At 63.3% G+C, this 18,272-nt stretch carries 18 protein-coding genes; 8 read left to right on the forward strand and 10 right to left on the reverse strand.

Going from position 1 to position 18,272, the window contains the following annotated elements:
• Positions 1-5 precede the first annotated feature (5 nt).
• Both J6524_RS16265 and J6524_RS16270 read right to left on the reverse strand, forming a co-directional pair.
• On the reverse strand, positions 6-1,316 hold the full coding sequence (locus J6524_RS16265) for an ABC transporter substrate-binding protein (RefSeq protein WP_225672216.1): 1,311 nt from the start codon (positions 1,314-1,316) through the stop codon (positions 6-8).
• Positions 1,317-1,576: 260 nt separating this feature from the next.
• Entirely contained in the window at positions 1,577-2,221 is a 645-nt protein-coding gene (locus J6524_RS16270) for a glutathione S-transferase family protein (protein ID WP_225672218.1), read from the reverse strand.
• A gap of 87 nt (positions 2,222-2,308) precedes the next feature.
• Between J6524_RS16270 and J6524_RS16275 the strand changes: the two genes are divergently transcribed.
• Complete coding sequence (locus tag J6524_RS16275) at positions 2,309-3,331, forward strand: helix-turn-helix transcriptional regulator (RefSeq protein ID WP_225672220.1); 1,023 nt, start codon at positions 2,309-2,311, stop codon at positions 3,329-3,331.
• Positions 3,332-3,340: 9 nt separating this feature from the next.
• On the opposite strand, the gene J6524_RS16280 is transcribed toward J6524_RS16275, so the two are convergent.
• Positions 3,341-3,814, reverse strand: a complete 474-nt coding sequence (locus tag J6524_RS16280; protein ID WP_225672222.1) for an Lrp/AsnC family transcriptional regulator — start codon at positions 3,812-3,814, stop codon at positions 3,341-3,343.
• 141 nt (positions 3,815-3,955) lie between these two features.
• Here J6524_RS16280 and ald point away from each other — a divergent pair, with 141 nt between their 5' ends.
• The gene (gene ald, locus J6524_RS16285; protein ID WP_225672224.1) at positions 3,956-5,071 is read left to right on the forward strand and encodes an alanine dehydrogenase; all 1,116 of its coding nucleotides are present in this window, start codon (positions 3,956-3,958) and stop codon (positions 5,069-5,071) included.
• Positions 5,072-5,123: 52 nt separating this feature from the next.
• Here the strand turns inward: ald and J6524_RS16290 are convergent, their stop codons facing one another.
• Entirely contained in the window at positions 5,124-6,011 is an 888-nt protein-coding gene (locus tag J6524_RS16290) for a LysR family transcriptional regulator (protein WP_225672226.1), read from the reverse strand.
• 103 nt (positions 6,012-6,114) lie between these two features.
• Here J6524_RS16290 and J6524_RS16295 point away from each other — a divergent pair, with 103 nt between their 5' ends.
• Genes J6524_RS16295 through J6524_RS16320 form a run of 6 tightly spaced genes read left to right on the forward strand, consistent with a single transcriptional unit; the run spans position 6,115 to position 13,027 of the window.
• Positions 6,115-7,545 carry an amidase gene (locus tag J6524_RS16295; RefSeq protein ID WP_225672228.1) on the forward strand — a complete coding sequence of 477 codons (1,431 nt, stop codon included), beginning with the start codon at positions 6,115-6,117 and terminating at the stop codon, positions 7,543-7,545.
• A 49-nt stretch (positions 7,546-7,594) separates the two neighbouring features.
• Positions 7,595-8,545, forward strand: coding sequence for an ABC transporter permease (locus J6524_RS16300; RefSeq protein ID WP_225672230.1), 951 nt, complete (start codon positions 7,595-7,597; stop codon positions 8,543-8,545).
• Positions 8,542-9,438 carry an ABC transporter permease gene (locus J6524_RS16305; protein ID WP_225672232.1) on the forward strand — a complete coding sequence of 299 codons (897 nt, stop codon included), beginning with the start codon at positions 8,542-8,544 and terminating at the stop codon, positions 9,436-9,438. The genes J6524_RS16300 and J6524_RS16305 overlap by 4 nt, the downstream gene beginning before the upstream one ends.
• 1 nt (position 9,439) lies before the next feature.
• Positions 9,440-10,462: an ABC transporter ATP-binding protein gene (locus tag J6524_RS16310; protein WP_225672234.1), complete on the forward strand. Its 1,023-nt coding sequence runs from the start codon at positions 9,440-9,442 to the stop codon at positions 10,460-10,462.
• Positions 10,455-11,477: an ABC transporter ATP-binding protein gene (locus J6524_RS16315; protein ID WP_376712033.1), complete on the forward strand. Its 1,023-nt coding sequence runs from the start codon at positions 10,455-10,457 to the stop codon at positions 11,475-11,477. The genes J6524_RS16310 and J6524_RS16315 overlap by 8 nt, the downstream gene beginning before the upstream one ends.
• A 53-nt stretch (positions 11,478-11,530) precedes the next feature.
• Complete coding sequence (locus tag J6524_RS16320) at positions 11,531-13,027, forward strand: ABC transporter substrate-binding protein (protein WP_225672237.1); 1,497 nt, start codon at positions 11,531-11,533, stop codon at positions 13,025-13,027.
• A 116-nt stretch (positions 13,028-13,143) separates the two neighbouring features.
• On the opposite strand, the gene J6524_RS16325 is transcribed toward J6524_RS16320, so the two are convergent.
• The 6 genes from J6524_RS16325 to J6524_RS16345 are packed head-to-tail and all read right to left on the reverse strand — an operon-like array spanning position 13,144 to position 18,210.
• Positions 13,144-13,968: a phosphodiesterase gene (locus J6524_RS16325; RefSeq protein WP_225672239.1), complete on the reverse strand. Its 825-nt coding sequence runs from the start codon at positions 13,966-13,968 to the stop codon at positions 13,144-13,146.
• 9 nt (positions 13,969-13,977) lie between these two features.
• A complete protein-coding gene (locus J6524_RS37370) occupies positions 13,978-14,634 on the reverse strand; it encodes an extracellular solute-binding protein (RefSeq protein WP_376712028.1) in 657 nt (218 codons plus the stop codon).
• On the reverse strand, positions 14,553-15,257 hold the full coding sequence (locus J6524_RS37375; protein ID WP_283843314.1) for an extracellular solute-binding protein: 705 nt from the start codon (positions 15,255-15,257) through the stop codon (positions 14,553-14,555). Before J6524_RS37375 ends, J6524_RS37370 begins: the two co-directional genes overlap by 82 nt.
• Before the next feature lie 31 nt (positions 15,258-15,288).
• A complete protein-coding gene (locus tag J6524_RS16335; protein WP_225672241.1) occupies positions 15,289-16,125 on the reverse strand; it encodes a carbohydrate ABC transporter permease in 837 nt (278 codons plus the stop codon).
• Positions 16,122-17,066 carry a carbohydrate ABC transporter permease gene (locus J6524_RS16340; RefSeq protein WP_225672243.1) on the reverse strand — a complete coding sequence of 315 codons (945 nt, stop codon included), beginning with the start codon at positions 17,064-17,066 and terminating at the stop codon, positions 16,122-16,124. The genes J6524_RS16335 and J6524_RS16340 overlap by 4 nt, the downstream gene beginning before the upstream one ends.
• Positions 17,059-18,210, reverse strand: a complete 1,152-nt coding sequence (locus tag J6524_RS16345) for an ABC transporter ATP-binding protein (RefSeq protein ID WP_225672245.1) — start codon at positions 18,208-18,210, stop codon at positions 17,059-17,061. Before J6524_RS16345 ends, J6524_RS16340 begins: the two co-directional genes overlap by 8 nt.
• Positions 18,211-18,272 lie beyond the last annotated feature (62 nt).

Here is an 18,272-nt window from a genome sequence, read left to right on the forward strand (position 1 = left end):
CGATGCTACGCGGCGTACACCGATGATTTCGGCAGCGGGAATACCGGGTCCTGCGTCCTGATGTTGGTCGGCCAGACCACCGAAATATGCTCGCCAGCATTTTGCATCACGACCGGCGTCGAGCGTTCGTTCTGGCCGGAGAGCGGCGTGCCGGGCCGATAGAACTTTACGCCGTAGCCCTGGATGGTGCCACCCGGTGGAATATCAACGTCGAGCGCAGCCTTGCGAACCGCTTCCGGATCGAAGCCGCCGTATTTCTCTTTGGCGGCCGGCAGGACGTTATTGAGCAGAATCCAGGTCTGGTTGAATCCCATCGAACAATGCGGCGGAACGTCGGTCGCGTTGGTCTTTTCCTTGTAGCGTGCCACCATCACTTTCGTGAGATCGCCGATGCCGGGCGCGAGTTTCGTGGGATCGAGCAACTGCGCGGGCACCGGATCGATATTGCAGAAATTGTCGATGTCGGCGCCAAAGGTGGCGCGCAACTTGTCGAGCTGGCTGTAGCCCGCGCCGGCGCCGAACAGCATCTTGAACTTGAGACCGTTCTCGCGCGCCTGGCGCAGGAACAGGGTAATGTCGGGATTGTAGCCCGCGTGCGAGATCACGTCGGCCCTTGCGCGCTTGATCTTGGTGACCAGCACCGAAAGGTCGGGCGCTGACGCCGAATAGCCTTCCTTGAGCACGACCTGCAGGCCCGCCTCCTTGGCGTAGGCTTCGTCAGCGGCAGCAACGCCGACGCCATAGGGGCCGTCTTCGTGGATCAGGGCGACCTTGAGGTCCTTGGGCTCCATGCCGAGCTTGGGCTTTGCATGCTCGGTGAGGAAGCTCGCAAAAGCCTGGCCGTATTGATCGGAGTGAATTTGCGCGCGGAAGACGTATTGCAGGTTCTTGTCCTTGAACACGGCGGTCGAAACCGCCGTTGTGATCCAGAGGATCTTCTTCTGCTGTTCAACCTTGGCTGCGAGCGGGACAGCGTGCGAACTCGCATAGACGCCGTTGATGATGTCGATCTTCTCCTGATCGATCAGACGATTGGCCTCATTGATCGCAACGTCCGGCTTGCTCTGAGAGTCGGCGGCGATAGCAGCGATCTTGTACTTGCCGCCGACGCCGCCCTTCTCGTTGACGAGGTCGATGGCGATCTGCGCGCCGATCGAGGAGGCGACCGATCCGCCGGCGGCAAAGGGTCCGGTCAGGTCGTAGATCAGGCCGATGCGTACCGTCTCGGCTTGTGCCTGCGCGCGGGTCCAATCGAAAGTGAAAGCAGCGGCGGCAGCCGCAGAAGTCTTCAGCAGCGTTCTGCGTGAAGTCGGCATCGTGTTCCTCCCACTGAATTATTATTGTATTGTCGCCGGGACCGGTTCTTCCGGTTCTCGGTCAAGTATTTGGACAATGCGGAAATAAGTCAACCTGCTGCGCCCGTCGAGGGGCACGATGGCTTTGTCCGTTTTGTGACCTCAGCGAGGAGGGCCAGTTCATCAACTAAAGTCGGATGGCGCGCAGGAGCGCGCCACCCGTGCATCGTCACAAGGGAGAAGATGTAAATCGTCGCGTGCCGAAGTTGCCTATACGCACGTCACGCGCCGACGGCTGCGGCATGCTGTGCAGCCATCTCGTCATCGGCCGCGTTGATCCGCTGGAAGGCGGGGCGTGAGGTGATGCGCTCGGCATAGCGCACGAACACATCCTTCTTCGGTACGAGGCCGAACATCATTGTCCAGCTGAAGGCAACACCCCAGAGAATGTCGGCCGCGGTCAAGCGGTCGCCGAGCAAATAGGGCCCCTTGGCAAGCTGCGCCTCGAGCACGCCGAGCATGGACTCATAGTCGGAGTAGGGCGATTGGGTCACTGGCGCCGGTGGGTGATTCATGAACTTGTCGATCAGGGCGGGCTCGAAGGAGGCACCGTAATAGGCGATCCAGCGCAGATACGGGCCGCGCCTGGCATCGTCGAGTGCTGGCGTCAGGCCAGCTTTCGGAAACAGGTCGGCGAGATAGATGTAGATCGCGACCTGCTCGGTCACCAGCGCCTCGCAGTGACGGATCGCCGGCACCTTTCCGAGCGGATTGATGGCGAGATAGGCGGGCTGCCGCTGCTCGCCCGCCTTCATGTTCAGGACGTGGAGATCGTAGGGGGCTCCCAGTTCCTCCAGCAACACCCGCGTGCCCGTGGCGCGCGTCTGGGGCGAATAATAGAGGGTGATGCGGTCGGATGTGGTCATCGGCAGGTCTCCTTGGATGCCTTAGGTCGGGCTCCCTCTATGCCTGCCCATACCTGACATCCTGTGTCAGGTATGGTTTAAGGGGCCATGCGCGCGAGCCGATTGCTGTCGATCCTCACTACACTGCAGGCGCGGGGCCGAATTACCGCACCCGAGCTCGCGGAAGCCTGCGAGGTATCGGTGCGCACCATCTATCGCGACATCGATGCGCTGGCGGCCGCTGGCATCCCCGTCTATGCGGATCGCGGTTCGGAAGGCGGCTATCGCCTGCTTGACGGCTATCGGGTGCGGCTAAACGGATTGTCGCCGCCCGAAGCCGAGGCGCTTTTCATGACGGGACTGCGCGGGCCAGCAGCCGCGCTCGGCCTCGATGCGGCGATGATGGCCGCGCAGAACAAGTTGATGGCGGCGCTGCCGGCCAACTTGCGCGAAAACGCCGGCCGCATGCAGGAACGTTTTCATCTCGACGCGCCGAACTGGTTCGGTGAGGCGGAAGAGCCCGTGCATCTGCGCGCGATTGCCGGCGCGCTGTTGCGTGATCGTCCGATCAACATCCGGTATCGCAGCTGGCGGGCGGAAAAGCGGCGCCGCGTCGCGCCGCTCGGGCTCGTCCTGAAGGGTGGCAGCTGGTATCTCGCCGGCAGTGTCGACGGCAGCGTGCGCACCTATCGTGTCGCGCGGATTCTGGATTGCAGCGTGCAGGATGAGCCCTTCGTCCGCCCCGCCGATTTCGATCTCGCGGCCTATTGGCAGGCCGCGACGCTGCGGCTTGAAGCCGAACTTCATCCGAACACCGTCACCCTGCGGCTGTCGCCGTTTGACGTCAAACTGCTGAATGCCTTGAGCCCGCCCTATGTGAAGGCGCGCATGCGTATCGAGGAAGCGGCTGATCGTGATGGCTGGCGCATCGCCGTGCTGCCGGTCGGAAAGACGGCGTGGCATGCCGCCACCGAGCTGTTACGTTTCGGCGCCGAGGCAGAGGTGCTGGAGCCCGTCGAGCTGCGCGAGAAGATGGCGGAGATCGCACAGGCCATGGCTGCGCGTTATCAGAGCGGCGCGTCTCCCGGATCGGTGACGGATAGCCTCGCGCCGCCGATCGCATCGAGCTGACCAAAGAGGCTAGCGTCGCAACGCCGTCTCGGGGATGGCCCTGCGTACGACTTCGCGCATCGCAAAGCTCGAATGGATGCGCGCCACTCCGGGCATTCGTGAAAGATGCTGCTTATGGATGCGCTCGAAATCCGCGATGTCGCGTGCGATCACCTGCAAATGGTAGTCGTCGCTGCCCGACATCAAATGGCAGGACACGACATCCGGGCATCGGGCGATCGCCGCCTCGAACGCCGCCAGATAATCCTCGCTCTGTTTTTCCAGCGTGATGGTGACGACGACGGTCGTGACGAGCCCAAGCGCGGTCGGTTCGAGATCGGCGCGATAGCCCCTGATGATCCCGCTTTCCTCGAGCTGACGGATGCGGCGCGCGCAGGCCGTTGGCGACAGCCCGACCTTTTCAGCGAGCTCGATCTGGCTCGCCCGGGCGTCAGTGAGCAATTCCGCCAGGATCCGCAAATCAATACGATCCAGCTCAGTCATGCTATAATTCGCTAATTTATGCCGTTTCAGCGAAGACTATATGCGTAGAATGCTTCCAGCAAGCCGCAATTCGCAGAGAAGCGTCGCCGGTTCGGCGGTAAATTTCTCATCAGCCGGATAAGCTCGGAAGAAGGAGAACCCATGCGGATCGGCGTGCCCAAGGAAATCAAGGTCGAGGAATATCGCGTCGGTCTGGCGCCGGCCTCGGTGCGGGAATATGTGACGCAGGGGCACGAGGTGATTGTCGAGCAGGGGGCCGGGACCGGCATCGGGGCAAGCGATGATGTCTACCGTTCAGCCGGCGCTGCGATCGTGGATACGGCTGCGGAAATCTTCGCGACCGCCGACATGGTGGTCAAGGTCAAGGAGCCGCAGCAGACGGAATGGCGCCAGCTGCGCGAGAACCAAATTCTCTTCACCTATTTGCACCTGGCGCCGGACGCCGAGCAGACCAAAGGGCTCGTTGCGTCCGGCTGCACCGCGGTTGCTTACGAGACGGTGACAGACGCCCATGGCGGGCTTCCCCTGCTGGCGCCGATGAGCGAAGTGGCGGGACGGCTGGCGATCGAGGCCGCCGGCGCGGCGCTACGAAAATCGGCTGACGGTATGGGCAAGCTGATCGGTGGGGTGCCCGGCGTCGCTCCCAGCAAGATTGCGGTGATCGGCGGCGGCGTGGTCGGCACGCATGCCGCGCGAATGGCGGCCGGCCTCGGCGCCGACATCGTGATCCTGGATCGCTCGCTGCCGCGGCTTCGTGTTCTCGACGAGATGTTCCTGGGTCGCGTTCGCACCCGCTATGCGACGCTGGAGGCGATCGAGGAGGAGGTGATCGGGGCTGACGTCGTGATCGGCGCCGTGCTGGTGCCGGGCGCCAGCGCGCCAAAACTCGTCTCGCGCGCGCTGCTCTCCCGCATGAAGCGCCGTGCCGTGCTGGTCGACGTCGCGATCGACCAGGGTGGTTGCTTTGAGACGTCGCGGCCAACCACCCATCAGGCTCCGACCTATCTCGTCGACGATATCGTGCACTATTGCGTCGCCAACATGCCGGGCGCTGTGCCGGTGACGTCGAGCCATGCGCTCAACAATGCCACGCTGCCGTTCGGCCTCGCGCTCGCCGGGAAGGGCGTCCGCGCGCTGATCGAGGATCCACATCTACGCGCCGGCCTCAACGTGCACCGCGGACAGATCACCAATCGCGCGGTCGCCGACAGCCAGAATTTGCCTGCCGCGGCGCCTGAAACGATTCTGGCGGCCTGACGCCAGTCGCTTGCGCGCGCGCGAGCTATGAAGCAGGCGCGGCCGCCAACGATCAGATTTGACGGATCACGCGCTCCGCGCACTTCAGGAAATTCCGGACCAGCGGGTTGAGCGAATCCCTCCGCCAGCAAACCGCAACGTCGATGGCATCGTCGGCATCGACAAAGGGCCTGAACACGACGCCGGTCGGGGCTCCGAGCTGGGCACAGGCGGGAAGGATTGCCATGCCTTCTCCGGCAAGGACAAGGCTGAGCGCCGAGTGCACGGTCTCCACCCGGTTCACGACGGGCATGCTGACCTGATGCCGCCGCAGGAGCGATGTTACGACTGAAGTCGCCGGATCCTCTGCGGGGCTGGGCAGGCTTATCAGTGGGCGTCCCTGCAGCTTTTTCACCGGCACCGCAGCCGAGCGCGCCAGCTGCGAACCGGCTGGCATGGCCAGCATCAAGCGCTGCTTTCCGATCGTGGAGACCTCGATCTCGCTGTGGCGAATAGCGGGCATGCACAGTGCGACCGTCACGCTGTGATCCAATAGCCGCGCCTCGCGCGTCGATGCGCTCAGTTCGATGAACTCCAGATCGACCTTGGGAAGCGACCTTCGCAACTCGGGAACGAGTCTCGGCAACACGGCGTGGGTGAGCGCGAACATGTAACCGACCGACAGTCTTCCCCGGCGCCCCGCCGCCACCGCGCGGGCTGCCTCAAAACCCTCGGCCGCCAGCGCCAGCGCTTCACGCGCGCGCGACAGCAAGGCGCGGCCGGCCGCTGTCAGCTCCATTCCCCGCGCGCCGCGACGAAACAGCGACGTGCCGACTTCCGATTCCAGTTTGCGGATCTGCACCGACAGCGGCGGTTGCGCCATGCGCAGGCGTACGGCCGCCTGGGCGACGCTGCGTTCTTCGGCTACGGCCACGAAATAGCGGAGACGCCGGAGATCCATTTTTACTATACCGATCTCGTATAGCTCAGTTGTGCGATGGTATTGGACCTGAAGTCAATGTGAATGTCATGCTGCTGTCGTCGACCCCTCGGAGCGAAGGCCCATGACTGACGAACTGTGCTTCCTGCCTGCCAGCGAACTTCGCGCACGGATCGCCCGCAAGGAGGTTTCGCCGGTCGAGGTCACGCGCGGCATTCTTGCGCGGGCCGAGCGGCTGCAGTCCGAATTGAACTGTTTCATCACGCTGTGCGCCGATGAGGCCATGGCGGAGGCGAGGAAGGCGGAGAGTGAGGTGATGGCCGGCGGGCCGCTTCCGCTTCTGCACGGCATTCCCTACACCGTGAAAGACCTGGTCAACACCCGGGGCGTGCGAACGACGTTCGGCGCGGTGCCCTACAGGGACAACGTTCCTGACTATGATGCGGTCGCGGTGGCGCGGATGCGGGCAGCGGGTGCCATCCTCATAGGCAAGACGACGACGCCGGAGTTCGGCACCAAGTGCCTGACGGATTCGCCCTTGTTCGGCCGCACACGCAATGCCTGGAATGCCACGCGCTCGAGCGGTGGTTCGAGCGGAGGAGCGGCAGTCGCGGTTGCAAGCGGCATCGCGCCGCTCGCCATCGCAACCGATGGCGGCGGCTCGACGCGGATTCCGGCCGCCTGCAACGGCGTCGTCGGGCTAAAGCAAAGCAATGGCGTCATTCCCCACAGCCAGGTGCAGGACGCGTTCGGCAACCAGACCTATGTGACCCCAATGACACGCACGGTCGCGGATACTGCCTTGATGATGCAGGTGATGTCGGGAGAAGACGCTTCCGATCCGTGGTCGATCGGATTCCCGCCGGGGAATTTTGTCGAGGGATCGTCGGCGAACGGCGATCTGCGCGGGTGCAGGATTGCATTCTGCCTCGCACCACTCGGCCGGCCGGTCGCGGCCGATGTCGCTGCCGCATTCAAGGTCGCGCTGGCCAGACTGGAAGCTCTGGGTGCCGAAATCGAGGAAATGTCCGCCGACGGATTTGAGATCGAACCGATCTGGCGCGCCATCAATCACACTGCCTGGCGCGCGCGGTTTGAGAAGCTAGCGGCCGATCATGGCGACGTGCTGAGCGAGACATTCATGAAGCAACTGGCGCTGGCGATGAAGGTCAGCGGTGTTGACTATCAGCGAGCGATGTTTGACCGTACCGCGCTGTTCCGGCGGATCCAATCATTGCTGCAGAAGGTCGATATTCTCGCGATGCCAACTATCACGCGCACCGCGCTTCCAATCGATCAGGACCTGTTCGGCACGATCGAAATAGACGGCCGGGTGTTCAGCGACGTTCGGCCGAGCTGGTTTCCCTGGACCATGCCGTTCAACATGACCGGCCACCCGGCCATCAGCCTGCCGTGCGGTTTTGGGGCGGACGGACTGCCGATCGCCATTCAACTCGTCGGCAAATTTCGCGGAGACGTCGAATTGCTGCGCGTCAGCGCGCTGTTTGAGGCCTCGCAAGATCTTCTCGGCAGGTGGCCGAGTCTGGCAGTGTAGGTGAAGCGCGGTTGCCATCACGCTTGGCCGCTAACAAGGGAGTCGGGACTTGAGCGTCTTCATCTTGCGCCGTTTTCTGACGCTGATCGCGACGCTCTTCGGTGCGTCGTTGATCATCTTCCTTGTGCTGGACGCCTTGCCTGGCAACGCCGCGCAGATGCTGATGGGCGCCGATGCCTCGCCCGATGCGGTTCGGGCAATGACGATCAAGCTCGGGCTCGATCAACCACTGTATTATCGCTACGTCCACTGGATCACCGGCATACTGACAGGCGATCTCGGCAACAGCTATGCCTATGGCACGCCCGTTGCAGGATTGATCGCAGAGCGTCTCACGCTGACCATTCCTCTGGCGATCATGTCCATGTCGATGACAGTTGTGCTGGCCCTTGCTGCCGGCATTTATACGGCGGCAAATCACAACAAGATCGGCGACGTCGGTGTGATGTCGCTGACGCAGTTCGGCATCGCGCTTCCCAACTTCTGGTTCGCCATCCTGCTTATTCTGCTGTTCGCGGTGAAGCTGCAATGGCTCTCAGCCGGCGGATTTGCGGGCTGGGAGGAAAGCATCCTGGCCGGGATCAAATCGCTGCTGCTGCCGGCAATCTCGCTGTCGGTGGTGCAGGCCGCGATACTTGCGCGCGTTACGCGGTCCGCCGTGCTAGAAGTGCTGCGCGAAGATTTCGTGCGCACCGCGCGTGCCAAGGGCTTGAGCAAGCGCGACGTGTTGTGGCGGCACGTGCTGCGCAACGCGATGATCCCTGTCATGACGATCATGGGGTTGCAATTCGCCAACCTCTTGGCCGGCACGATCGTGATAGAGAACGTGTTCTATCTGCCGGGCCTCGGCCGGCTGATCTTCCAGTCGATCGCCAATCGCGACCTGATCGTGGTGCGCAACTGCGTGATGCTGCTCGCTGCGATCGTGGTCATCGTCAACTTCGTGGTCGATGTGCTCTATGCTTTCATCGATCCGCGCATCAAGGTGCATAACCTATGAGCACCCCGCTGAGCGCCTCAGTGGACGTTGAAGCCGTCACCGCGCGCCCACGGCTCGCGACCGGCTTCTGGCGCCGCGCACTGCGCCATCGCAGCTTTGTCATTGGCGGCGCGCTCAGCCTCATGGTGCTGTTTGCCGCCTTGCTGTCGCTGGTCTGGACGCCCTGGTCGGCCTATGAAATCGACGTGACCGCCAAGCTGCGGCCGCCATCGGCCACGCATTGGCTCGGCACCGATGTCCTCGGTCGCGATATCGTCTCGCTGTTGCTGGTCGGTGCCCGGTCCACCATCATGGTCGGCGTCATCGCCGTCAGCATCGGTCTCACCTTCGGGGTATGTCTGGGGCTGATTGCCGCCGCGCGCAAGGGCTGGACCGAAGAGATCATCATGCGCATGAGCGACTTTACCTTCGCCTTTCCGGCCGTGCTCTCAGCGATCATGCTGGCTGCCGTTGCGGGGCCGGGCATGGTGACCTCGATTGTCGCGATCGGCATTTTCCAGATCCCAACCCTGGTACGGCTGACCCGCGGATCGGCCAATGCGATCTGGGCGCGGGAATTCGTGCTGGCCGCGCGCGCCTCGGGCAAGGGCGGTTTCCGTATCACCATCGAGCATGTGCTGCCGAACGTGCTGCCGATCCTGATCGTGCAGGCGACGATCCAGTTCGCGCTCGCGATCCTTGCCGAGGCGGCGCTGTCCTATCTCGGGCTTGGCACTCAGCCGCCGCAGCCGTCCTGGGGGCGTATGCTGAACGACGCGCAGACGCTGCTGTTCCAGTCGCCGATGCTCGCGGTCTACCCGGGCGCTGCGATCGCAATTGCCGTGCTCGGTCTCAATCTGCTCGGAGACGGGTTGCGCGATCTGCTCGATCCCCGGCTGGCGCGGGAGCGTTGAGATGAGCGATACCGCCAACGCCCCTTTAATCGAGGTCAGGGATCTCGGTGTCCGGCTCAACACCAGCCGCGGTCCCGCGCAAGCCGTTCGTGGCGTCAGTTTCTCGCTGAGGCGCGGCGAGACCTTAGGCCTCGTCGGCGAATCCGGCTGCGGAAAGTCCGTCACCGCACTCGCGCTGATGGGCCTGTTACCGGAGAGCGCCGTCGTCAGCGGCAGTATCCGCCTCGACGGCCACGAGCTGGTAGGTCTGTCGGATGCGAACTACTGCAAGCTGCGCGGCAATCGCATCAGCATGATCTTCCAGGAGCCGATGACCGCGCTCAATCCGATGCACACGATCGGACGTCAGGTGGCCGAGCCACTACGGCGCCACACCAACTGCTCGGCAGCAGATGCACGCAGGGAGGCCATTGCCTTGCTCGATCGCGTCGGCCTGCCTGACGCGGCGAAGCGCGTCGATGCCTATCCGCACCAGTTTTCCGGCGGACAACGCCAGCGCATTACCATTGCCATGGCGCTGGCCTGCCAACCCGACGTATTGATCGCCGATGAGCCGACCACGGCGCTCGATGTCACCATCCAGGGACAGATCCTCGATCTGATCGCAGACCTCGTCGCCGAGCGTGGGATGTCGATGATTCTGATCTCGCATGATCTCGGTGTCATCGCCGAGAATGTGCAACGCATGATGGTGATGTACGGCGGCATCGTCGTCGAAAGCGGCGCAACCAACACCGTGTTCACGCGAATGGGGCATCCGTATACGCAGGGCCTATTCCGCGCGCGCCCGCGGCTTGGTGCGCGCAAGGGCACCCGGCTGCAGACCATCGCAGGCACGGTGCCTGAACTCGCCGATCTGCCGTCGGGGTGCACCTTCGCCGACCGCTGCGGGATCGTCGAGGACCGTTGTCGCGTGGCGCTGCCGGCTGTGGTGGATGTCGGCGCCAGACATGGCGTGCGCTGTATCAGGACCGATGTTTCAATGGCCGAGACAGTCGGAGCGGTGGAGCATGACCATGCTTGAACGGACGCCGCCACCCGCCGAGCAGCCGCTGCTCGATGTCAAGGATCTGGAGCAGCGTTACACGCTGCCGCGCGAAAGCATGTTCAAGCCGGCCGCGCAGGTGCATGCGCTCAACGGCGTCACTGCGCAGGTGATGGCGGGCCGCAGCCTCGGCGTGGTCGGCGAGTCCGGATCGGGCAAGTCGACCTTCGCGCGTCTCGTGATGGCACTGGAGCGGCCGTCGTCGGGCTCGGTGTCGTTGATGGGTCGCGACCTGAATCGGCTGCCGGCCGACGAACTGCGCCGCGCCCGGCGGGATTTCCAGATGGTGTTTCAGGATCCCTATGGATCCCTGGACCCGCGGCAGACCATCGCCCGCATCGTCGCGGAGCCTCTGACCGCGCTCGGACGGATGGATCGCGCGACGCTCCGTGAGCGGGTTTCCGGCGTGCTGCGGCAGGTCGGGCTACGAGACGCCGATATGGACAAGTTCCCGCATGAGTTCTCCGGCGGTCAGCGCCAGCGCATCGCGATCGCCCGTGCGCTGATCACCCAGCCGAAGCTGATCGTCGCCGACGAGCCGGTCAGCGCGCTCGACGTCTCCGTGCAGGCGCAGGTGCTCAATCTCATGCAGGATCTGCAGGATCAGTTCGGGCTGAGCTACATCCTGATCAGCCACGATCTGGCGGTGGTGGATTATCTCTGCGACGAGATCGCTGTGATGTATCTCGGGCGCATCGTCGAGCAGGGGAGCCCTGAAGATCTGTTCGCGCATTGCGCCCACCCATACACGCGGGCGCTGCTCGAGGCCGTGCCGCGCGCCCGCGCTGGCGGGGTGCGTCGCCGCGGCGCCCAACGGATCGCCTCCCAGTCGACCGGTGCGACCGGATGCGCCTACGCATCGCGCTGTCCGCTGGCCGATCAGCACTGCCGCGAGACCGCGCCGCCGCTACGCAACGTCGGCAGGGCGCACCTTGCAGCCTGCCACCACGCGGAGGCCGTGATGGCGCTGCCCTCGGTGGCGGCAGCGGGTTAGCCTTTAGCGCGGGACTGAACTAGCTTGTGTGAGACAGGTCGCGGGAGCAAGACATGCTGAAGAAACTGACGATTATCGCGGCGGCCGCAGCGTTCTCCGTGGCGCCGCTGCCGAGCCTGGCGCAGGGCAAGAAGGACAGCGTCGTCATGGGCATGACGCTGGAGCCGCCGGGACTCGATCCCACCAACGCGGCAGCGGCGGCGATCGCGGAGGTCACGCTCTACAACGTCTATGAGACACTGACCAAGATCAACGAGGACGGCTCGGTCTCGCCGTTGCTTGCCGAGAGCTGGCAGGCGTCGCCCGACCTCAAGACCTATACGTTCAAGCTGCGCAAGGGCGTCAAATTCCACAATGGCGAGCCGTTCGACTCCGCGGCGGTCAAGTTCTCCTACGATCGCAACACCGCGCCGACCAGCACCAACAAGGACAAAAGCCTGTACCAGGCGTTTGAGTCCGTCACCGCACCCGATGCGGAAACGATCGTGGTCGCGCTGAAATATTCCGAGCCGAACCTGCCTTTCCTGCTGGGGCAGGCCGGCGGCTCGATCGTCGAGCCGAAGAGCGCGCCGACCAATGCGACGCAGCCGGTCGGCACCGGACCCTATACGCTCGGCGCGTGGGCCAAGGGATCATCGATCACCCTGAATAGATGGCCCGACTATCGCAACGCCGCCGCGATCAAGCTTTCCAAGGTGACCATCCGCTTCATCGGCGATCCTGCCGCACAGGTCGCGGCGCTGCTGTCCGGCGACATTGACGTGTTTCCGCGCGCTGCCGTGGCGCGCAGCATCGCGCAGCTCAAAGCCGATCCGCGCTTCAACGTGCTGATCGGCGGCTCCAAGGCCAAGACGATCGTCGGCATCAACCAGCGGAGGAAGCCACTCGACGATGTGCGGGTTCGCCGCGCCATCCTCGCCGCCATCGATCGCAAGGCGATGATCGACGGCGCCGTCGACGGGTTCGGCACGCCGATCGGCAGCTTCTATACGCCGGGATCGCTGGGCTATGTAGACACCACCGCCATCAATCCCTACGACCCCGAAAAGGCCAAGAAGCTGCTGGCGGAAGCCGGCGTCAAGACGCCGCTGGAGCTCAGCCTCAAGCTGCCGCCGCCCCCTTACGCGCGGCAGGGTGGCGAAGTCCTCGCGGCCATGCTTGCCAAGGTCGGCATCATTGCCAAGATCGAGAACGTCGAATGGGCGCAGTGGCTATCGCAGGTCTTTGCCGGCAACGGCCCGCACAATTTCGACCTCACCATTGTCTCGCATGTCGAGCCGTTCGATCTCGTGAAGATAACCGAGCCGGACTATTATCTCGGTTATAACAACGAAGCCTTCAACGCGCTCTACAAGCAGATCACGGCGACGCCCGTGGAGGCTGAGCGCGCCAGGCTGCTCGGCGACGCGCAGCGCATGCTAGCCACCGATGCCGTCGCCGGCTTCCTGTATCAGCCGCAATGGATCACGGTTGCAAACAAGAAGCTGAAGGGCGTGTGGAAGGAAGTCCCGCAATTCGAGAACGACTTCTCCGCCTGGTCTTGGCAGTAACCGCTTCGGTGCGGGGCGGAGGCGGCGGAATCTTACGGATGGCTTTAGCGGCGACGCGCGCCCGGTGTTTTGCGCCGGACGGCGGAACCGCATCAGTTCATTAGCGAGGCGGTGCGTCAGCCGATCGTGCCGTCGAGCGCCGCCTTGTCATGCAGCGAGAAGCGCGGGCCGGCGTAGAGGAACGAGCATTGGTGGATCACGATCTGCCCGCCGGTCACGGTGACATGGGAATAGTCGGGCCCCTCGTGCGAGCCCGGGATGTGGCCTTCGGTTTCCAGATCGAAGGCGACCTGATGCGCCAGCGCGCGCTGGATGTGGAAGGGGATGCCGTTCCAGAGGCCTGCGATTGGCCGGTGCAGATGGCCCATGAACAGATAATCCGGCCGCCTCGTCCGCGCGATCACCTCCCATTCGGCTTCGGGGTTGGCAAGGCGGATCGTGTCCATGTAGCGCAAGCCCGTGTCGAAGGGCGGATGGTGCTGAAATAGCAGCAGCGGCCGGTCAGTCGGCGCCGACTGCAGCGCCTGCTCCAGGAAGTCGAGACGATCGGCGCAGAGCAGGCCTTCATGATTGGGCGCGGCCTCGTTCAGCGTATCCAGTGTAACGATTGTGGCGTCGTCGAACACCTGCATGGACTGCACAAATCCGTTGGCGTCGCGCTTCACGCCGGGAAAGTAGCGTGCAAAGTCGTCGCGACGGTCGTGATTGCCCATCAGCAGGATGGTCGGCGCATCGAGGCGGGAGAGTACGCCGGCCAGGTTTTCGTAAGCCGCGTCCTCGCCCCAATGGGCGAGGTCGCCGGTGATGATGGCAAAAGCGATGTCACGATGATCGCGGTTGATGCAGTCGATCGCGGCCGCAAGCCGTTCGGCCGGATCGAGCCCGTATATCTTGCGACCACGCGCGACAAAGTGGGTGTCGGTAAGGATCACGAATTTCATCTGACCAACTCAGCGCGCCGTGCCGGTAGTCTTCGGTAGCAACTTTTGCACGTCGGCCGCCATGTCGGTCAGCACGGCATCCGGCTCCTTCGCCCGCGCGCCTGATACGATCGAATTGAGGTGATCCTTGATCACATCGGTGATTTTCAGCCCGTTGTCACCAGGGAAGGCATACCACTTGGTCAGCAGCGCGAGCTGGCTGACGGCGGTGTAGTTGTTCGGATTCTTGACGTAGAAGTCCTTGAGATAGACCTCGTTGGCGACCTTATTCGGCGGCATGTAGCCGGTGGTCTCGGCCATGATGGCCGCGCCTTTCGGCCCTGTCCAGAACTTCACCACTTCCCAGGCGGCGTCGCGCTTGGCTTTATCCTTGGAGAGGATCAGCACGACATTGCCGCCCGCCGGAAGACGGCCGTTCGGCGACACCACGTCGGGGAAGGTGTGGGTCTTCAGCGCGAACTTGCCGGCGACCATCTGGGTGACCTTGTTGAGGTCGGAGGTCGAAGTGACGTGGAAGCCGGTCTTACCGGCAGCGAAGGCGGCGCGCATCGCGGGCTGGTCGAGATTGGGCATGCCGCCCTCGGTCACCAGACGGGCAAGCATGCGGATGGCGAACTGGCCCTCCGGTCCATTGAACGCAACGCGGGTTTCATCGGTGTTGAGCATAGTGCCGCCGCGCGAGAACACCGGCGCTTGCCACAGCCAATTGCCGGTGATGTCCCAGGCGTAGGTGACGCGTTGATGTCGTTACCGAGCGCCTTGATCTTCTTGGCCAGCACGATCAGCTCATCCCAGGTTTTCGGCAGATTGGCGGGATCGCCGCCGGCCTGCTTCACCAGATCGAGATTGACATAGACGATCGGCAGCGAGATCGCGAAGGGCAGGGCATAGACCTTGCCGCTCGCCGTGCCGATGTCGAACATCGCCTGGTGGAAGCCCTGCTTGTCAAAATCCTTCTCGGCCGCGATGTAATCGTCGAGCTGGGCCGGGATGTTCTTGTCGACGAGAACGCGGATGCGGTTGAGGCCCTGGAAGCTGACATCGGGCATCTGGTTAGTGACCGCCTCGCGGAGCACCTTCTGCGTTCCATCCTCGTATGACTCATACGGCGCGCGCATCGTCACCTTGATGTTCGGCTGAACCTTTGCAAATTCCTCCGAGATCTTCTTGTGGGTCTCGGTGAACAGCTCCGGATAGGGATATTGCATGACGATTTCGGTCTGCGTCTGCGCCAGCGACGCAGTCGCCACTAGCGACAGCGCGGCTGCCGCGATCCACGATTTCAGCATTGAAAACTTCCCCTCTGTTTGAGATGACGCGTTACTTGATTCCGGTGAGCGCGATGCCCTCGACGAAGCGGCGCTGGGCGAGCAGGAAAGCGACCAAGAGCGGCGCGATGATCACCATCGCAGCCGCCATCAGCGCCCCGTAATTGGTGCCGGCTTCGGCGTTGCGGAAATGCGCGACCGCCAGCGGCGGGGTACGCAGATGCTCGCTGTTGAGCACGATCAGCGGCCAGAAATAGTCGTTCCAGTGCGCCACCACGGAGAAAATGCCGAAGGCGGTCACGGCGGGAATGGCGGCCGGCAGCATCACCCGCCAGACGATGCCAAACTCGGAAATGCCGTCCATCCGCGCCGCATCGATGAGATCGTCGGGCACGTTGCGGAAGAACTGGCGCATCAGGAAGATGCCGAACACTGAAATGGTAAAGGGCAGCACCAAAGCGGCGTAGCCGTCGAGCACGCCGAGCCTGTGCAGGAGCAGGAACACCGGAATCGCGGTAGCCTGCGGCGGGATCAGAATGCCGAACAGCACCAGCGCAAACAGCGCGTTGCGTCCGATGAAACGCAGTTTTGCCAGTGCATAGGCCGCCGGCAACGCGACCAGCACCTGCAGCACGAAGATCGAAACCGTGACGATCACGCCATTGAGCAGGAAGCGCCAGAGATTGGCCTTCGCAAAGGCCATCTGCAAATTCTCCCAGAGCGCGAAATGCCGGGGGATGAGATGCAACTCGCTGGAGAACACTTCCGATGGCGGCTTCGACGCCGTGGAAATCATCCAGACAAATGGCAGCAGCATCACAATCGCGCCCGCGATCAGTAAGACGTGGCGGATCATCGACCAGATCGAGATTTTCGTTAGCGCCGTCATGCGTATTGTGCGCCGCGATCGGCGAGCCTCGACTTGATGAGCGTAAGGAGCAGGATGAAGCCCAGGAACACTACGGTGAGCGCGGCCCCATAGCCGGAGCGGAAGAACTCGAATCCTTCCGTGTACATGCTGTGGATTAGAACCTCGGTGGATTTCGACGGCCCGCCCTTGGTCAGCACGTGCACAGTGTCGAATACCTGGAAGGAGCGGATGCCCGATATCACGACCACGAAGGTCGTGACCGGCCGTAATAACGGCCAAGTCACCAGCCGAAAGCGCGCCCAGGCGCTGGAAGCGCCGTCGATCTCGGCGGCCTCATAGAGCTGTTTCGGGATCGAGACGAGGCCGGCCAGGAACAGCACCATATTGAAGCCCGCCGCCTGCCAGATGCCGATCGCGCACAGTGCATAGAGCGCGGTGCTGCGGTCCTGCAGCCAACTTGGGCCGGCAATGCCGAACTCGCGCAACACTCCGTTCACGAGCCCGAACTGCGGGTGCAGCATGAATTCCCACACGACGGCCATCGCGATCAACGTCGCCATGACAGGAAGGAAGTAGATAGTGCGATAGAGGCTGCGCAGGCTGGTGCCGCTTTGGATCAGCAGAGCTATAGCAAGGCCCGCACTGACCGCGCCAGGCACCACGATGCCGACATAGACAAGCGTATTGCGCAGCGCGGTCCAGAACACCCTGTCGCCGAACATCTCGTGGTAATTGGCAAGCCCGATCCAGGACAGGCTCGGCGCGCCGAGCTGATAGTCGGTGAACGATAGCGCGATCACGCCGGCCAGCGGACCGAGCAGCATCATCAGCATCAGCGTCAGCGCCGGTGCCACGAGCCCATAGGGCGTCAACAATAGGGGGTTGCGACGCTGCGCCGCCCGCTTCGGAATGGAAATGGGTACAGCCAGGCCGCCGATGGTGGCCGCGTTATCAGACAATGGCGCGCTCCCTGATCCGCTCGGCCTGCTCCGCCGTCACGTCGATGCGTTTGCCCGCGCTGTTGAAGGCGCGCACCGCGTCGGCAGCGAAGTTGAAGGAGAGGTGGCTTCCGATATCTGGCAGCCGCCTGACGTCGTTGACGCGCGCCACCAGCCGTGCATCGGCGCCGTTCAGGCCGAGATGCACGAAAGCCTCAGCGCCCATGTTCTCAACATGGACCACGGCGCCTGAGAAGGGGCCGCCGCCGAGCTCGATCCGTTCCGGGCGGATGCCGATGCGGCAATTTCCCGATGGCTGAGAGCTCGTCAGCCGCAGGACATGACCGAAGACTTCGATGCGGCCGTCGTCGCGGATCCGGCCCGGCATCATGTTGATCTTCGGGCTGCCGACGAATTCGGCGACCCTGGCGTCGCGCGGATTATCGTAGATCTCGGCGGGCCTGCCGACCTGGACCAACTCGCCGGCGATCATCACGGCAAGTCGGCTCGACATGGTCATCGCTTCGGCCTGATCATGCGTAACGTAAATAAAGGTGCTTCTCAGGCTGCGATGCAACTCCGCCAGCTCGGCGCGCATGTGGACGCGCAGCTTGGCGTCGAGATTGGACAACGGTTCGTCGAACAGGAACGCTACGGGCTGGCGCACCATGGCACGCCCGACCGCCACCCGCTGGCGTTGGCCGCCCGATAATTGCGCGGGCTTGCGCTGCAAGAGGTGGGAAATTTCGAGCTGGGCCGCGATCTTCTCGATATCGGCGCGGATAGTCCGCTCCTCGCGGCGCCGGCTTGGCAGTATCGTGCCGAGTAGCGGCAGGCGTTCGATGGTCGAGAGGCGACGCATGCGCAGTGGCACCGCCATGTTGTCGAAAGCGCTCAAATGCGGATAGAGCGCGTAGGACTGAAACACCATTGCCAGATTGCGCGCGCTGGGACGGATGCCATCCACCACACTGCCATCGATCGTCACCTCGCCCGCGCTCTGTGGCTCGAGCCCGGCGATGACGCGCAGCAGGGTCGACTTGCCACAGCCTGATGGGCCGACCAGCGAGAGGAATTCACCGTTTTCGATGGTGAGGTCGACACCCCCCAGCACTTCGGTGGCATCGAAGGACTTTCGGATACCCTTGAGTTCAATCCGTGCCATTTCCCCGTACCTGTCCCCGTGCGCCGGGCTGCATTGCCTTGCACACAGGGTTAGGCGGGCGG

The organism is Bradyrhizobium hereditatis (assembly GCF_020329435.1).
Taxonomy (GTDB): Bacteria; Pseudomonadota; Alphaproteobacteria; order Rhizobiales; family Xanthobacteraceae; genus Bradyrhizobium; species Bradyrhizobium hereditatis.

Bases quoted from the DNA above. Each gene is read 5' to 3' on its own strand.
- J6524_RS16265 (WP_225672216.1), bottom strand. From the start codon at position 1,316: ATGCCGACTTCACGCAGAACGCTGCTGAAGACTTCTGCGGCTGCCGCC.
- J6524_RS16270 (WP_225672218.1), bottom strand. From the start codon at position 2,221: ATGACCACATCCGACCGCATCACCCTCTATTATTCGCCCCAGACGCGC.
- J6524_RS16275 (WP_225672220.1), top strand. From the start codon at position 2,309: ATGCGCGCGAGCCGATTGCTGTCGATCCTCACTACACTGCAGGCGCGG.
- J6524_RS16280 (WP_225672222.1), bottom strand. From the start codon at position 3,814: ATGACTGAGCTGGATCGTATTGATTTGCGGATCCTGGCGGAATTGCTC.
- ald (WP_225672224.1), top strand. From the start codon at position 3,956: ATGCGGATCGGCGTGCCCAAGGAAATCAAGGTCGAGGAATATCGCGTC.
- J6524_RS16290 (WP_225672226.1), bottom strand. From the start codon at position 6,011: ATGGATCTCCGGCGTCTCCGCTATTTCGTGGCCGTAGCCGAAGAACGC.
- J6524_RS16295 (WP_225672228.1), top strand. From the start codon at position 6,115: ATGACTGACGAACTGTGCTTCCTGCCTGCCAGCGAACTTCGCGCACGG.
- J6524_RS16305 (WP_225672232.1), top strand. From the start codon at position 8,542: ATGAGCACCCCGCTGAGCGCCTCAGTGGACGTTGAAGCCGTCACCGCG.
- J6524_RS16310 (WP_225672234.1), top strand. From the start codon at position 9,440: ATGAGCGATACCGCCAACGCCCCTTTAATCGAGGTCAGGGATCTCGGT.
- J6524_RS16315 (WP_376712033.1), top strand. From the start codon at position 10,455: ATGCTTGAACGGACGCCGCCACCCGCCGAGCAGCCGCTGCTCGATGTC.
- J6524_RS16320 (WP_225672237.1), top strand. From the start codon at position 11,531: ATGCTGAAGAAACTGACGATTATCGCGGCGGCCGCAGCGTTCTCCGTG.
- J6524_RS16325 (WP_225672239.1), bottom strand. From the start codon at position 13,968: ATGAAATTCGTGATCCTTACCGACACCCACTTTGTCGCGCGTGGTCGC.
- J6524_RS37370 (WP_376712028.1), bottom strand. From the start codon at position 14,634: ATGCTCAACACCGATGAAACCCGCGTTGCGTTCAATGGACCGGAGGGC.
- J6524_RS37375 (WP_283843314.1), bottom strand. From the start codon at position 15,257: ATGCTGAAATCGTGGATCGCGGCAGCCGCGCTGTCGCTAGTGGCGACT.
- J6524_RS16335 (WP_225672241.1), bottom strand. From the start codon at position 16,125: ATGACGGCGCTAACGAAAATCTCGATCTGGTCGATGATCCGCCACGTC.
- J6524_RS16345 (WP_225672245.1), bottom strand. From the start codon at position 18,210: ATGGCACGGATTGAACTCAAGGGTATCCGAAAGTCCTTCGATGCCACC.